Below are 15,085 nucleotides of genomic sequence, written 5' to 3' on the forward strand. Positions count from 1 at the left end.
AATAACTGATATTCCTATTATAAGGCACCATATTACGATGATGTTTACTATGTTGACAACGACGTCTACCGCGACAGCAATGATTATTGGTGCCAGTTCGCAATTAAGCCAAGCGCTTGCACGGCAGCTATCTGAACAAAACGTATCCCTAGTACTTTTTGTACCTGAAGCTGATCAGCTAACTGAATTTTGCCAAACCTTACCAGGGGAAGTGACTGTATACCCTTTAAGTATTGGCCAACCTGAACGGTTAATTGAGCAGCTCACTACGGCATGGGAGCAACACAATGGCGCTCATCTAGTGATAGTGAATACGGGTGTGAATCACTACGATGCCACGCTACCTTGGCCGATTGAACAACATATTATTGATGTGAATGTCAGAGGATTTGCCGCCATCAGTAACTGTATTTTTAAATTAATGTGCCAACAAGGTTATGGTCAACTCGCCGCCATTAACTCTATTGCCGGCCAGCGCGGTGGACCAAATGTGGCTTACCATGCATCTAAAGCGTTTGCGGTTAATTATCTACAAGGTTTGTGCATGCATGCGCAACGATTGAAATTGCCCATTACCATCAGCGATATTCAATTAGGGTTATTTGACAAGGCTATGTTACTCAACACGGCATTTTTATTGTCGCCGATAGACAAGGTTGCCAAACAAATATTAACCGCCCTTAAAAAAGGTAAACGGCGAGTATATGTCACTAAACGTTGGCGTGTTGTTGCGTGGATGAATCGATTATTACCTGAATATATTTATAATACCCGTCATTGGAAACCGCGTAAAAAAACCAAGTAAGTCATACCAATAAAAACAGGAACATATTAGTTCCTGTTTTTTTATACTCTTTTTTTAGCTTCACTTATCTTGCTTACTTTTGCTTATTTTTTTACTGTCGCTTAATAAGTATAACCCACACTTATCATATAAACCCATGGATCAATATCGGTCTCCACTACCACATGATCCGCGCCTAAATCAAAGCTCACGTCGGTTGAGATTTGTGCATACCACACGGACGCATTAACTAACCATCTTTTGTCAATTTGATAATCAAGTCCAACTTGACCTGCCAAGCCCCAAGAGTTAGATAAACTTAAATTATTTAAACCAAGATCTTTCGCTTCTTGAGTAAATTCATTGTCATAGAAATTAGTAAAGTTAACCCCTAAACCAATATAAGGACGCAAAGCCGATTGTGGATCACCAAAGTAATATTGTGCTACCAGTGTCGGAGGCAATTGCTTAGAGTCAGCTATTTTACCTAATTCGCCCAGTGACACATCGTGGCTAAAAGGCGATGCGGCCAATAATTCAATACCAACATTATCAGTTAACATATAACCAAAATTTAGCCCTAACTGCACATCACTATCAACGCCAAATTCAGCAATATTGGCCACTACAGGGCTCGACTCATTAGGGGCTACCATCGCCACACCAGCCCGAACAATAATGTCACCGGCTTGATGGGCTGCGGCGCCAAATGATAAACCAGCAGTTAATAAAGAAACGGCAACTAAACTTAGGGTAATTTTCTTATTCATTTTTTAACACTCCTTGGTAATGACAACCGGATGCAAATCAATTGCATCCTCAACATTCGCAGTCAACCTACCTAAGTCATTGATGAATAACATTGATCTAGATCAGTTAAAACAGAATACCTCTAAAGTGGTAGTGCTTTGTTCAAATATACTTGATTTGGATCACAAGTTTCACAAAGTGGATCTGCATCTGAATCTCATATTAAGGAAAAGTGCGAGGCAAGAACGGGGGGTGTTGAGTGATAAATAGCCGTGACTGAAGATAACTTAATCGTTAAGCTCAGATCGTGATATTAAATGGTCTCTAACAGCTATTTCCCCTCGTTGAGCTTCGTTAACTTAGGGTATTGGGTTAGCCAGTTTTTTTGAACTAGTCTGGATTCAAAAACACTAATATCACGCTTGGGGTTGGCACATAACGTGAGAGCAAAAAGACCTTCTAATCCAAAAACAGCATCCACGCTTATCTCATGCTCATTGATTGAAATAGAAGGCGAGCTTAGGGTTAACGCTGTGGAGTTATCGACATTAACATTGACTAACTTAACACCCACAGCAGTTTGTTTTTCAGGCCAATAAGACATGGCGTCAAGGCACGAGGAATAAGCAGGATCGCCATGTTTAACATGCATTCTGGCTTGATTTTTAACTGACCAGGGTAAATCTGCTCGCTGCCTAAGTTCGGCTTCAATGGCGCGGTCTCGCTCCACTGACACATTGATATCACACCAATATATAACATCAATATCATTTAACGGCTGCGGCTTAAACTTGTGTAATTTATCCCATACCAAATTACGCACAAAGCCTGCAGCGATATACCAATCTGTAATATAAAGTGGTTGTAACACCGCACGGCAAATGTGCAAGGCATGCAGACGCTGAGCATCATCTAGCAACCATGTCGATAACTGCCCAGCTAAGTCATCTGGCTTCAATGGATGTAACGTTCGCTGACTAGCTGGCATCATGCTGTTGCTCTGGTGCTGCATCAGCAAAGGCCGCTAATTGTTGGCACTCATCCCAAATGCTGACAATATTTGGATATGCTGCAAGGTCAAGATTAAAGCGCTTGGCATTATATACTTGTGGGATCAGACAAATATCGGCCAGTGAAGGCGTATCACCAAAACAGAAACGTCCGCAGTGGTGGCTTAGTTGCACTTCTAACGCAGTAAAACCAAGGTGGATCCAATGATGATACCAGCGCATTTTATCGGCTTCTGACACGCCCATTTCATTGACTAAATATTGTAATACTCGCAAGTTATCTAAAGGGTGAATTTCACATGCAATCGCTTGGGCCATACTGCGCACAATGGCACGATCTTCAATATTGGTTGGAAGCAAGCGATGTTGCGGATACTTGTCTTCAAGAAACTCGATAATGGCCAGTGATTGTGACAATGTCAGTTCACCTTGCTCACCGTTATCAACCAATACCGGCACTAAATGCTGCGGATTGAGTTGATGATATATTGCAGAGTTTTGTTCACCGCCATTATTCACTAAATGCACCGAAATATGCTCTGCCGTTAACTGTTTTAAATTTAACGCAATCCGCACCCGATAAGCCGCACTTGAACGCCAATAGCCGTAGAGTTTCATGTCAATATCCCTGTTGTTTTATTATTAAAAAAGGCAATAACGATTTATCGCTATTGCCTTTTTATGTCGATTTACATCACTGCAATAATCTTAGGCTTTGTACTCAACCACTTTTTGATCAATAGAGCCAAAAATACTCACACCGTTATCATCAAACATTTCAATACAAACGCTGTCGCCAAAGTGCATAAAGGGTGTTGATGCTTTACCATCGGCAATAATCTCAAGCATACGCTTTTCCGCCAAACAGCTTGAACCCGCACTGCGATCATAATTTGAAATGGTGCCAGAACCAATAATAGCCCCGCTACCTAATGGACGCGTTTTAGCCACGTGTTCCACTAACTGACTAAAGTTAAAGGTCATATCAACACCGGCATTGGGTCGGCCAAACAATTCACCATTTAAGTGGGTGACTAATGGTAAATGTACTTTACTGTCTTGCCATTTATCAGCTAATTCATCAGGGGTAATAGCAATCGGCGAAAATGCACTTGATGGCTTAGATTGGAAAAAACCAAACCCTTTACCTAACTCGCCGGGGATCAAGTTGCGCAGCGATACGTCGTTGACTAACATCAATAATTTGATGTGTTTAGTGGCATTTTCGCTGCTAACACCCATGGCAACATCATCGGTGATGATGGCGATTTCTGATTCAAAATCAATTCCATACTCTTCACTTGTCACTTCGATATTGGCTTTAGGGGCAATGAAACAGTCTGAACCGCCTTGATAGACTAAAGGATCCGTCCAAAATGATGCTGGCATTTCAGCGCCACGTGCTTTACGCACCAGTTCAACGTGATTCACATAGGCACTACCATCGGCCCACTGGTATGCACGAGGTAACGGAGATAAACAACGTGCTTCATCAAAATCGGCTGCATTGTCCATTTGGCCATCGTTAAGCGCTTCATAGAGTTCATTTAATTGTGGATACAATAAATCCCAAGCATCAAGTAATTGCTGCATTGTATGGGCAATAGCAGGTACAGCGACCGCTTTGGTTAAATCTCTACTGACTAACATCAATTGGCCGTCGCGACGTCCGTTGTGATAACTTGCAAGTTTCATTATGGCTCCTAAATACTGGATGAACGTGGCGGATAATCCACACTACACGCTCAATTTGATCATACAAATAACCCATCACAGCAAAAAAGCCTATAGCGTATGCTAAATCACATTTTGCTGGCATTAATGGATATTTGTAAATTATTGGTTACTTTAATATAAAATAATCGAAAACACTGATTTACAGCGTTAAGTTGACTAAAATGCCATCAAAATAGTTGGCATTAAATCGTTACATTACTTTTTTTTACTAATACTGTAGTCGCGTAATTTATTGGCAATGGCGGTATGCGATACCCCCAGTTTTTTTGCTAATTGACGTGTACTTGGGTACGCAGGGTATAACCGACGCAATAAACCTGCTTCGTATTCTTTCATGGCTTGGTCTAGGGTGCCTTCAAATTCCTCATCGAAGTAACCAAAACCTTCAGCATAGGATGGTAATTTAAGCTGCTCGACCGTCAATTCAGTTGAACCGTCCCACATCGACACCGCTCTAAAAATCGCATTTTTCAACTGACGCACATTACCCGGCCACGCGTAGGTAAACAGGTAATCACGACAGCTTGCCGAAATACGCCTTAAGGGACTCGATAACTGCTGACTATAATGTTCTAGAAACATTTCAGTTAACGGGATCACGTCCACACGGCGCTCACGCAGTGATGGCATGTGATAACTGAGTACATGAATACGATAATATAAATCTTCTCGAAATTCGCCGGTTTGGCAAAGTTCAGCTAAATGTTTTTGGGTTGAACAGATAATCCGCACATCAGCGCGCACTTCTTCATCACCGCCAATCCGCCTAAAGGTTCCGTCTTGCAATAAACGCAGTAATTTGACTTGCGCCGCTTTGGACATCTCAGCAATTTCATCAAGAAACACAGTCCCGCCTTTGGCTTCTTCAAATAGACCGCGTTTAACGACAGTGCCATTACTGACAAAGCCAAATAATTCTTCTTCTGCAACGCTATCAGGCAGCGCGGCACAATTAATGGCAATAAAGGGATGTTCGCGGCGCATGCTGGCATCATGACTAGCACGAGCCATTAGCTCTTTACCCGTGCCGGTTTCACCGGTGATCAGCAAGGGGGCATCTAGTTGCGCCATCCGTTTAGCTTGCTTGAGTATCTCTTTCATTTTGTCACTAACGGCTAATACGTTATCAAACCCAGTAGTCTGGTTTTGCAGTGCATTAAACTGTTTACCCACTCGGGCTGGCGATTTCAGCGAGATAACCGCACCGGCTAAAATCGTTTTATCATTATCATCAGGCAAGAAAATTGGCAGCATTTCGGCTAGATATTCACTGCCATTAATTTGCACTCGAGTCGCCTGAGCCAATACCGGCGTTTCGCTCATCCAACGGGCAACGTTAAACCCTTGTACCCAATGATTAAGTGACTCACCCACTACCTCATGTTCACCCATACCGAGCGTCAATAACGCTGACTCATTGGCAATGCGGATCCGACCTTTAGCATCGGTTGAAAAGACTGAATCAGGTAAGGTTTTAAGTAAGGTTTTTAGAGCGTAATGCTCTTGCTCTGATGGCATAAATGACACAGTACGAACATCATTTACACTTTCAACCTTGCGGATTTGCGGCATTAACTCGCGTAGTGTTTCAAAACTAATCTCAGCAAATTGCAGAAATAAGAAACCCCGATTACTGGCATCAATAGCCATTAAGTTAATGCCGTGATTTTCAAGCACGACGAGGATGTCTTTCGCTAAACCCACGCGATCAATACAGCTGACTTCCAAACGCATAATGTAACGATTCCCTATTTATTAAAGGTTTGTTTCGGAAATTTGGCATAACGTTAGAGGGATATGGCTTCGGTGGCAAGTGAAGTTTACAGCAGAATTGTAACAGAGCAATTATTTCAGCATATTACGTTAACGTAATATACTGAAATCGATGGTGATCGTCATTAATCTACAGCAACTGGTCGCTCTTGGCTGCCATAATAAAATCATTCTTATGGAGCCCTTTAATAGAATGTGACCACCAGGTCACCGTGACTTTACCCCATTCAGTTAAGATCCCAGGGTGGTGAAATTCAGCCTCCGCTAAATCGGCCAATTTATTGGTAAAGGCCATGGCCAATTTAAAGTTTTTGAATTTATATACCCGCTCCAACTGCATAATACCGTCACGAACTTCCACGCCCCAATCGGGGATCATACCGATAAGCTCAGCTAATTCAGCCTCGGTCACTTTAGGTGCATCCGCTTGGCATGCTTCACATTTCATCTCAGTTAATGCGTTCATTTACACTCCTTGGCTTAATTAAATGGTTATCTTGCTTGCAGGCTGACGAGTCAAATGATGCTTACCTCAGCTGCAGTTAATCATTAGCTTGCTTTCACTTTAGGGGCAAACTTAGGCTCAAACATGCCTAATTGTCGCGCTTTGGTTACCATTGCCATAATATCCATACGCGCAACTTCATCAAGGTAGTCAATATTTTCAATCACGTAATAAATAGGCTGCATAATATCTATACGATAGGGTGTGCGTAATACATCCAGTAGATCAAAAGGTTTACGTTCTGGTGCATCACTTAGCGCATACAGGGTTTCTCCTGGTGAACTTAAAATACCGCCACCATAGATGGCTAATGGCTCATTTTTCGCTTGAACCAAACCAAACTCAATAGTGAACCAATATAATCGTGCTAAAAAGACCCTTTCTTCTTTTGACGCAGCAAGCCCTAATTGACCATACATATGCGAGAAATGAGCAAATGATGGGTTGGTTAATAATGGGCAATGACCAAATATCTCATGAAAAACATCGGGTTCTTGTAAATAATCAAACTCTTCTTTGCTACGAATAAACGTTGCTACCGGAAATTCTTTATTGGCCAATAATTCAAAGAAACGTCCAAATGGAATTAATGCGGGCACGGCTGCCGTTTTCCAGCCCGTGGCGTCTATTAACACTTTATCGATTTCAGGTAACTGTGGAATACGGTCAATAGACATGCCTAATACATCTAACCCTTGTAGGTAAGCATGACAGGCTTTGCCCGGCATATTGGCCACTTGGCGTTGATACAATTGTTGCCATAATTGATTCTCATGTTCTGAATAATCTATGTAACCCTGGGCATCAGGTTGATGTGCAATATAGTTTGTTGCTGTACTCATAAGCTCCACTTTACGTCAACTTTAGTTATGACATAGTGTGCCATGGTTAACGTTTTGTTAACTCCCTCACCGTTTTTTGTCGCTGGGATATGTTGCTTGAAATGTAAACAAATGGGTACAGGCACGATTAAAGGGTGTTTTATATGACGATTGCTTAATTATCCAACACTGATAGGGACAAGCTGTCATACGGTTTATAAGCCGACCCGTAATGATTTCAACATGACGGCTATAATTTAAATGGCTATTGAACTGTGATAATTTACAATAACCATTGAACTTGACTCATTAATTCACAGGACGATTTATCTATGGCAATTTTAGTAACCGGTGGCGCTGGCTATATTGGTACTCACACAGTAGTAGAGCTATTAAATGCCGGACAGGAAGTAATTATTGTTGATAATTTATCAAATTCAAGTGTTGAAGCCTTAGCCCGTGTTCATACTATTACGGGTAAAGATGTCACGTTTTATCAAGGTGATATTTTAAACAAAGCCTTACTGCAAAAAGTTTTTGCTGACCACAGTATTGAGTCTGTCATTCATTTTGCGGGATTAAAAGCCGTCGGTGAGTCAGTAAAAAAACCGTTGAAGTATTACGAAAATAACGTTACTGGCACCATCATCTTATGCCAAGTGATGGCAGAAAATAACGTTAAGAACTTAGTCTTTAGCTCATCGGCCACGGTTTACGGCGACCCTGCTAGCCTGCCCATTAAAGAAGACTTCCCAACAGGCGCAACCAACCCTTACGGCCAATCTAAATTAATGGTTGAGTATATTTTAGCTGACTTACACAACTCGGATAACAGTTGGAATATCGCCCGTTTACGTTACTTCAATCCTGTTGGCGCTCACGAAAGTGGCCTGATTGGTGAAGATCCTAACGATATCCCTAACAACTTAATGCCATTTATTGCCCAGGTTGCTGTTGGTAAACGTGAAAAATTAAGCGTCTTTGGCGATGACTACAATACTCCAGATGGCACCGGCGTGCGTGATTATATCCACGTAGTTGATTTAGCGGTAGGGCATTTACAAGCATTGAAAAAGCTGCAAACCAAACCTGGATTAGTGACTTATAATCTCGGTACAGGCATAGGCTACAGTGTATTAGACATGGTCAAGGCGTTTGAGAAAGCCTGTGGTAAAACCATTGCTTATCAAATCAGTCCTCGCCGTCCAGGTGATATTGCAGCCTGCTATGCAGACCCTAGTTTTGCCGCGACAGAGCTTAACTGGCGTGCAAGCCACTCAGTAGAGGACATGGCCAATAGCAGTTGGAAGTGGCAATCAACTAATCCTGATGGTTATAAATTGCCAAGCACTTAACAATTTTTTGCTGCAGCTAATGCTAATATTGGCTGCAGCAAGTCCGTTTCGGTCTAATTGGGATAATAATGAGTCAAAGCATCGATCAAAGTCGTCGGAATCTATTTAGTCGCAGAAAAACCAATGTTATCCGTCCGCCTTGGATAAAAACAGACCAACTGTTTACCGACAATTGTACCCGCTGCGATAAATGCATTACCGCATGCGAAACAAGTATTATCAAACAAGGCGATGGTGGCTTTCCTGAAATAGATTTTAGCCTTGGTGAATGCACGTTTTGCCAGAAATGTGTTGATGCATGTCCAGAACCAGTGTTTGAACGCGCTCAATCCTTACCTTGGTCAATTACCGCCAGCATAAAAGAGAATTGCTTAACCTATGAAGGCGTCTGGTGCCAGAGCTGTAAAGATGCCTGCGATCCGCGCGCAATTAGCTTTATCATGGCGGTAGGACAAGTGCCTAAACCCGTTATAGATACTGATGCTTGTAACGGTTGCGGTGCTTGCGTGTCCCCTTGCCCTGCGGATGCGATCATTATCGGCCACCCAAGCTAATTTTTATCCCAAAGCGTAGAAAGATATTAAGTATTCAATCAGCGATTTTGGTGTTGTTCATTAGCCTTTAGCGCTATATTACCCTCTCAACGTAGACATAAGAGCACTAAGATGTTTGGTCAAAAAAAACCTGCTAACTCACTAAGCTTTATCGCCCAAGAATGCCATTTAACCGGTAAACTCATTTTCAGCGGTGATGTGCTCATTGCGGGCCATGTCAGTGGCGATATCAAAGCACAAGGCAATGTGACCATTGAACCGAGCGGCACCGTCGATGGTGATGTCTTATGTCGCGAGTTGATGATTGCTGGGCAATTAACTGGCAAGGCACGCTGTAAAAAAATAACGCTTCATGATCAAGGTATTTTTGAAGGTGATGCATATTGTGAAAACATTGAAATTTTAGATGTTGGTCAGTTTTTAGGTTATCGTCACCGCGATCCTCTCACAACCGCCTAATGAGTGGCTTCGGCAGGCATTTTACCTGCAGCTTTAACTTGCACAATAATAGGGCCAACGGTTATCAATATTATGTCAGCTAACTTGCGATGGTTTGTCTAAAGAGGCCATCGATAATGTGGTGAATTACCGATAGTTAAGGAGGCTGCCTGTTAATGAGCTGGCACAATATTAACCACATCCACGATAAACTTCGTTTGATGAAGTGAGCTTAGTCAGTTGCCCTTGTAACCCAATAACATATTTTCGATAAAAATCCGTCCAGTTCATCACTTAACGCCCAAACCAATGCCTATTCATCATCACTGGTTTGAGCTTGTTGTTGCCATTGACGCAACAACGCCACAAATTCTTTGGGGTCTCGGTCTAAACTATCAATCGATAAATACACATGGTAACCCAACTGTTCATTCAACGTTTGACAACGATGGCCAAACATAGCCAGTACCCCACGATAACGTTCACCGTTAACCACTAACGGAGTGAACTCAGCACCTAAATAGCCTTCTAAACTTTGTAAGTCTTCATCCTGGGTGGCCGCGGTCATTAATAGTGGCCGCTGCTCGGTCAGTAATCCGGTGGCCAAGCGCAGTGAAATACAATCTAAAACGGGATTAATGTGTTTAAGCTTGACGCCAATATAAGGCAGTTCAATTAACTCCATGTTTTGATTTACTCGCACATTATCAAGCCGTTGAATATTGTGCCATTCAATAAACACTTGTCCGCGGCGATGAAAAAATGCTACGCCTGCTGTGGTTAGCTTAAAACTGACGGCTGGCTGGTACACTTTGGAGACACCTAAAACCAGCGCAACTGAACCTAAGGCAAAACACAACATACCGGGCACAAAAAAGCCTTTAAACCCGATAAAAATAATTAAGCTAGTTACTAAACTCACCGCCCCAACAACGGTGAGTGTAATGCCATTACGTTTAATAAAAGGGCTGATTAATAACTCGTCAGTGACCACGATTTCTCCTTTAAACTAATTGTGATAGAAGTCTATTTTATGACTAATAGGTTTTATGACTAATAGGTTTTATGGCTAATAGGTTTTATGGCTAATAGGTTTGTGGCTAATAGTTTTTAATTATGTGAATTAGCTTATCTCTTTGATCTGCAACCACAACATGCCGACATATTCATGGATAGCTTTCTGAGATGCTAATAACTGATCAGCACCTAAGCGCCACCAATAACTTTGCCTAGCAATAAAGTCACTGGGCGCCGGCTGTGGTTGCATATCCAGTGAGGTAAATATTTGCATAGATCTAGGCATGTGCGTAGCCGACGTCACTAACCTAAACGGTGTATAGCCAACAATATTTTTAAGTGCATAAGCTTCTTCAATGGTATCTTTAGGTTGATTAAATACGACTATATTGGCTGTTGGGATCCCTAATTCTTCTGCGGCTTGTGCCATAATCGTCGCATGGGCTGTCGACTGGTTTCCACCACTCCAACCACTGACAACTAAGGTACAATGTTGACCGAGACCAAACTGACGAATGCCTTCGGTTAATCGAGCCAGTGCCGTCGACGATAGTTGCTGTACTGCGGTATGGCCATATTGCTCACGATTACCCGATCCCAATACCATCACAACACAAGTGCCAGTAATCGGTTGATGATTAACTTGATACTCTGATTCTAATGAATCCGCTAAAAAATAACTCACTTGAGATTGGCTTGTTAATGCTAGCACCAATATAGAGGTGATCAAGGCGACTCGGCCAAATCGCAGTAGCGTGGCCCGTTGGGTTCGCCACAAGATGGCAGCAATAACAAGTAACATTATGCTAAAGGGGATCGGCATCACTAATTGCGATAAGATTTTTTTAAGCCAAAACATCGGTATATCACTTGATCAATTAACACTGCGGCTAGTTTATCGTTATCAGCTTCGAATACAAACCATATAGAGTAAACAAAAACGGCACTTGTTAAGTGCAGTTTGGTATAAGGAGCAGATTAACGCTCAATGATATGAATTAAGACTCGTTCTCACAGAAATGAAACTGAAGCTACGTCTGGTCTTTGCCCCACAGCCATGCTGCGCCGCGAACGCCTGAAGAAGCACCAAACTTATTCTTAACGACTTGGGTTCCGCATTCACGGCCAACAACATATTTGGGTAACACTTTAGGTAGTTCGGTATAAATGGCATCGATATTAGAGACGCCGCCACCGAGTACAATCATGTCTGGGTCCATCATATTAATCACGTGCGCAAGTGAACGCGCCAAGCGATCAATATAACGCTCAAATGCAGCTGTTGCCAATGGATCACCCTGTTGCATCATTTCAGCAATTTGAATGCCACTGGTTGCTTCACCGCCTACGGCGCGAAAATCACGCACAAAGCCAGTACCCGAAATAAAGGTTTCAATACAGTCACGATTACCACAAAAACAAGTGGTGGTATTAAACTCATCGGCCGTCATCCAAGGTAGTGGATTATGCCCCCATTCGCCGCCAATGCCATTACCACCGCCATGTACACGGCCGTTAATGGCAATACCTGCACCACAACCTGTACCGATAATGCCACCAAAAACAACACCTTTACCGGCGGCAGCGCCGTCAACCGCTTCTGATACCGCAAAACAGTTTGCATCATTGGCAACACGCACTTCGCGGTTCAGCAATTCACTTAAGTCTTTGTCTAAAGGATGACCGTTAATCCAGGTTGAATTTGAGTTTTTTACCAAGCCGGTAAACGGTGACACGACCCCTGGGATCCCAACACCTACAGAACCTATTTGTCCTGTGGCCGATTCAGCATCGGCAACTAAACTCACAATGGCTTCAATGGTTCCAGGGTAGTTTTTGGGAGTAGAAATGCGCTTCCTGAAAATTTCAGCACCATCTTCGGCTAACGCCACTATTTCAATTTTGGTACCACCGAGATCGACGCCCATGCGCATCATAACTTGTCACTCCATTTGCTGATTATTAATTGGGATTCCATATTTGACCAACAAAGGCTGAAAACGATTCCAACTACTTGCGGGCAAACCATGCCGATGATGCGGCAATAAAATACGGATTTAAAATATTTTCTTTCTGGTTATATTGCAGTGGTGTTAGTGCCGGATATTCAACAACCCGTCCACCCGCACTTTCCAATACCGCTTGCGCTGCTGCAGTATCCCATTCACTGGTTAGGCCTAGTCTTGGATACACATCGGCTTGGCCTTCGGCCACCATACAAAATTTCAATGAACTGCCGACGCTTAACATTTGGTGTTCGCCAATAGTCTGTAAATAAGCGGCGACATCTGGGCTAACGTGAGAGCGACTTCCAACTACAATAGGTGGCGATTGCACTGCTCGGTCATGAATATCTAATATCGATAACTGCCCGTTATGCTCAAGCCAAGCACCTTGGCCAACAATGCCGCTATAACATTTACCTAATACTGGCGCATAAACTACGCCGACTATCGCTTGTCCCTGGTGGATCAGCGCAATATTGACAGTAAATTCACCATTGCGTTTAATAAACTCTTTAGTGCCATCCAGTGGATCAATCAACCAATAGGTTTGCCAGGTTTGTCGTTCTGCCCAACTAATATCAGCATCTTCTTCACTCAACACAGCAATATCTGCAAAATGCTGTTTAAGGCCGGCAACAATCACATTGTGGCTAGCGATGTCAGCCGCGGTAACCGGGCTATCATCTTGTTTAACTTCAATCTGCAAATCAGTTTGAGCATAAACCTGCATAATCGCAGTACCTGCATCTTTAGCAATGGCGACTACCTGTTCTAGCTCAGCTAGAGAAAATGTAATGTTCGACAAATCAATTCCTTAAAATCTATAACGGCTTCAATACCATTAAGGTGCATTTGCTCCATTATGCCATTGTTGACATCATAAATTTATATAATCATTTGATCGCACTTAAACCAAAACACTCTGATCATGCCATCACATGCTTACAACATACTGACAACACCTCTAAACTTGCTCGATACTAAGCTAAACCACTCACCACTCAAAGCAAACAGTGCATCTTTGCATTCGTATTCAGTTAAAAATCAACATCATAAAATGACACTATTAGCTGGGATATCACAGTAAAAAACCATCGTCACTCACAGTGCTAGCTGATGATTATTGACTACATAAAACAAAATCCACTGTTAAAGCGCTGAGTCTAGTGACATAATTTCTGGTGCTATTTTGCCTAAGGTAACGTCAACACTGCCATCAATTGTTTCGCATCCAGCACCTGTTTTAGGTGATTTAGCACATTCATATACACGCACGTAATCCACTAACATCGACTGCGGAAAAATCGACTCATCGATACCGGTTTTATTCACATTCGCGGCCCATGCGCCACCCACAGCAAGATTAAGTAACATGTGAAATGGCTGATTAAACGGTGCATCATCAGGTGCGTTGACCACATCACCATTATCATCGACATACTGGCTAAACCAACCCGATGCTCGTTGAGTGGCAAAATGAACATCATCGACATACCAACGGATTTCACCTTGTTGCCATTCAACAGCATAAACATGGAAGTCGTCTGCAGGATTGAGGTCATGTGGTAAACGATATTCTGTGCCCGTATAAACATTGTTGGGCCATTGTTTACCGTAATGTAATGTGCCATGCACTGCAGATTCTGGCGCCTTATCGTCGGTAACAACCTTAAGGTTTACGGCCTCCATAATGTCTATTTCACCCGATCCAGCCCAAGGACCGTATACCCAATCTGTCGGTAACATCCATATAGCCGGCCAAGTCCCCTGACCTTGCGGTAATTTGGCGCGAATTTCAAAACGGCCGTATTTCCAATCACCTTTGTTTTTCGATACTAAACGAGCAGAGGTGTAATCTAATGTTTTCGATGTATCGTTTACGTCATAGCTTGGATCAGAATCATTTACTTCAGGCCCAGAAAAGGTTTCTCTTAATGCCGTAATCGCTAACAAACCATCACTAACTGCAGTATTTTCAGGCCGTGCGGTATAACACTGAGCCTCATCATTGCCACCACCATAACAATCAACGGCAAAGCTCCACTTAGCAGTGTCTATTTGGTTACCCTCAAACTCATCTTGCCAAACCAGTTGCCAACCTGATACTGCGGTATTGGGTATCACTGTATCTGTTGCTTGTTCTGTTACATCATCAGCATTACAGCCAGACAGAAATATGACCGACAAAGTTAACGCAGTTAAGCAGGATACAAATGAATGATGCTTATTGAGCTTGTTCATTTTTGTCCTTATCCATTTATCGTTCTCTCTTTGCCGCACGCAGTAGTAAAACAACAAGCGTCGCCAACCATTACTATTTAAAATTGAGTTTAAC

General features: G+C 42.6%; 16 protein-coding genes. 4 read left to right on the plus strand and 12 right to left on the minus strand.

Annotated elements, in window-relative coordinates; translation table 11 throughout:
* The first annotated feature begins 49 nt into the window (after positions 1-49).
* On the plus strand, positions 50-805 hold the full coding sequence (locus CXF80_RS07160) for an SDR family NAD(P)-dependent oxidoreductase (RefSeq protein ID WP_101034702.1): 756 nt from the start codon (positions 50-52) through the stop codon (positions 803-805).
* A 101-nt stretch (positions 806-906) separates the two neighbouring features.
* Here the strand turns inward: CXF80_RS07160 and ompW are convergent, their stop codons facing one another.
* The 7 genes from ompW to phhA all read right to left on the minus strand — a co-directional run bounded on the left by ompW (position 907) and on the right by phhA (position 7,401).
* Positions 907-1,554: an outer membrane protein OmpW gene (gene ompW, locus CXF80_RS07165; RefSeq protein ID WP_101032229.1), complete on the minus strand. Its 648-nt coding sequence runs from the start codon at positions 1,552-1,554 to the stop codon at positions 907-909.
* A gap of 311 nt (positions 1,555-1,865) precedes the next feature.
* Positions 1,866-2,525 (minus strand): nucleotidyltransferase family protein, encoded by a 660-nt coding sequence (locus tag CXF80_RS07170; protein ID WP_101032230.1) that lies wholly within the window; start codon positions 2,523-2,525, stop codon positions 1,866-1,868.
* A complete protein-coding gene (gene maiA, locus CXF80_RS07175) occupies positions 2,512-3,162 on the minus strand; it encodes a maleylacetoacetate isomerase (RefSeq protein ID WP_101032231.1) in 651 nt (216 codons plus the stop codon). The genes CXF80_RS07170 and maiA overlap by 14 nt, the downstream gene beginning before the upstream one ends.
* Positions 3,163-3,252: 90 nt before the next feature.
* On the minus strand, positions 3,253-4,239 hold the full coding sequence (locus CXF80_RS07180; protein WP_101032232.1) for a fumarylacetoacetate hydrolase family protein: 987 nt from the start codon (positions 4,237-4,239) through the stop codon (positions 3,253-3,255).
* 237 nt (positions 4,240-4,476) lie between these two features.
* Entirely contained in the window at positions 4,477-6,015 is a 1,539-nt protein-coding gene (tyrR, locus tag CXF80_RS07185; protein ID WP_101032233.1) for a transcriptional regulator TyrR, read from the minus strand.
* A 169-nt stretch (positions 6,016-6,184) separates the two neighbouring features.
* A complete protein-coding gene (locus CXF80_RS07190) occupies positions 6,185-6,520 on the minus strand; it encodes a 4a-hydroxytetrahydrobiopterin dehydratase (RefSeq protein ID WP_101032234.1) in 336 nt (111 codons plus the stop codon).
* Between the two features lie 83 nt (positions 6,521-6,603).
* Complete coding sequence (gene phhA, locus CXF80_RS07195; RefSeq protein ID WP_101032235.1) at positions 6,604-7,401, minus strand: phenylalanine 4-monooxygenase; 798 nt, start codon at positions 7,399-7,401, stop codon at positions 6,604-6,606.
* 311 nt (positions 7,402-7,712) lie between these two features.
* Between phhA and galE the strand changes: the two genes are divergently transcribed.
* From galE to CXF80_RS07210, 3 genes are all read left to right on the plus strand, one after another.
* Entirely contained in the window at positions 7,713-8,735 is a 1,023-nt protein-coding gene (gene galE / locus CXF80_RS07200; RefSeq protein WP_101032236.1) for a UDP-glucose 4-epimerase GalE, read from the plus strand.
* 68 nt (positions 8,736-8,803) lie between these two features.
* A complete protein-coding gene (gene napF, locus CXF80_RS07205) occupies positions 8,804-9,289 on the plus strand; it encodes a ferredoxin-type protein NapF (protein ID WP_101032237.1) in 486 nt (161 codons plus the stop codon).
* Between the two features lie 111 nt (positions 9,290-9,400).
* Positions 9,401-9,748, plus strand: a complete 348-nt coding sequence (locus CXF80_RS07210) for a bactofilin family protein (protein ID WP_101032238.1) — start codon at positions 9,401-9,403, stop codon at positions 9,746-9,748.
* 292 nt (positions 9,749-10,040) lie between these two features.
* Here the strand turns inward: CXF80_RS07210 and CXF80_RS07215 are convergent, their stop codons facing one another.
* The 5 genes from CXF80_RS07215 to CXF80_RS07235 form a co-directional block, all read right to left on the minus strand.
* The gene (locus CXF80_RS07215) at positions 10,041-10,721 is read right to left on the minus strand and encodes a DUF2982 domain-containing protein (RefSeq protein ID WP_101032239.1); all 681 of its coding nucleotides are present in this window, start codon (positions 10,719-10,721) and stop codon (positions 10,041-10,043) included.
* 129 nt (positions 10,722-10,850) lie between these two features.
* Entirely contained in the window at positions 10,851-11,603 is a 753-nt protein-coding gene (locus CXF80_RS07220; protein ID WP_101032240.1) for an ElyC/SanA/YdcF family protein, read from the minus strand.
* Between the two features lie 172 nt (positions 11,604-11,775).
* Positions 11,776-12,681: a fructokinase gene (mak, locus tag CXF80_RS07225; RefSeq protein ID WP_101032241.1), complete on the minus strand. Its 906-nt coding sequence runs from the start codon at positions 12,679-12,681 to the stop codon at positions 11,776-11,778.
* 73 nt (positions 12,682-12,754) lie between these two features.
* A complete protein-coding gene (gene cysQ / locus CXF80_RS07230; RefSeq protein WP_101032242.1) occupies positions 12,755-13,555 on the minus strand; it encodes a 3'(2'),5'-bisphosphate nucleotidase CysQ in 801 nt (266 codons plus the stop codon).
* A gap of 344 nt (positions 13,556-13,899) precedes the next feature.
* Positions 13,900-14,991, minus strand: a complete 1,092-nt coding sequence (locus CXF80_RS07235; protein ID WP_101032243.1) for a glycoside hydrolase family 16 protein — start codon at positions 14,989-14,991, stop codon at positions 13,900-13,902.
* Positions 14,992-15,085 lie beyond the last annotated feature (94 nt).

The organism is Shewanella sp. Actino-trap-3, from assembly GCF_002836275.1.
In the GTDB taxonomy this organism is placed as follows: domain Bacteria; phylum Pseudomonadota; class Gammaproteobacteria; order Enterobacterales; family Shewanellaceae; genus Shewanella; species Shewanella psychromarinicola.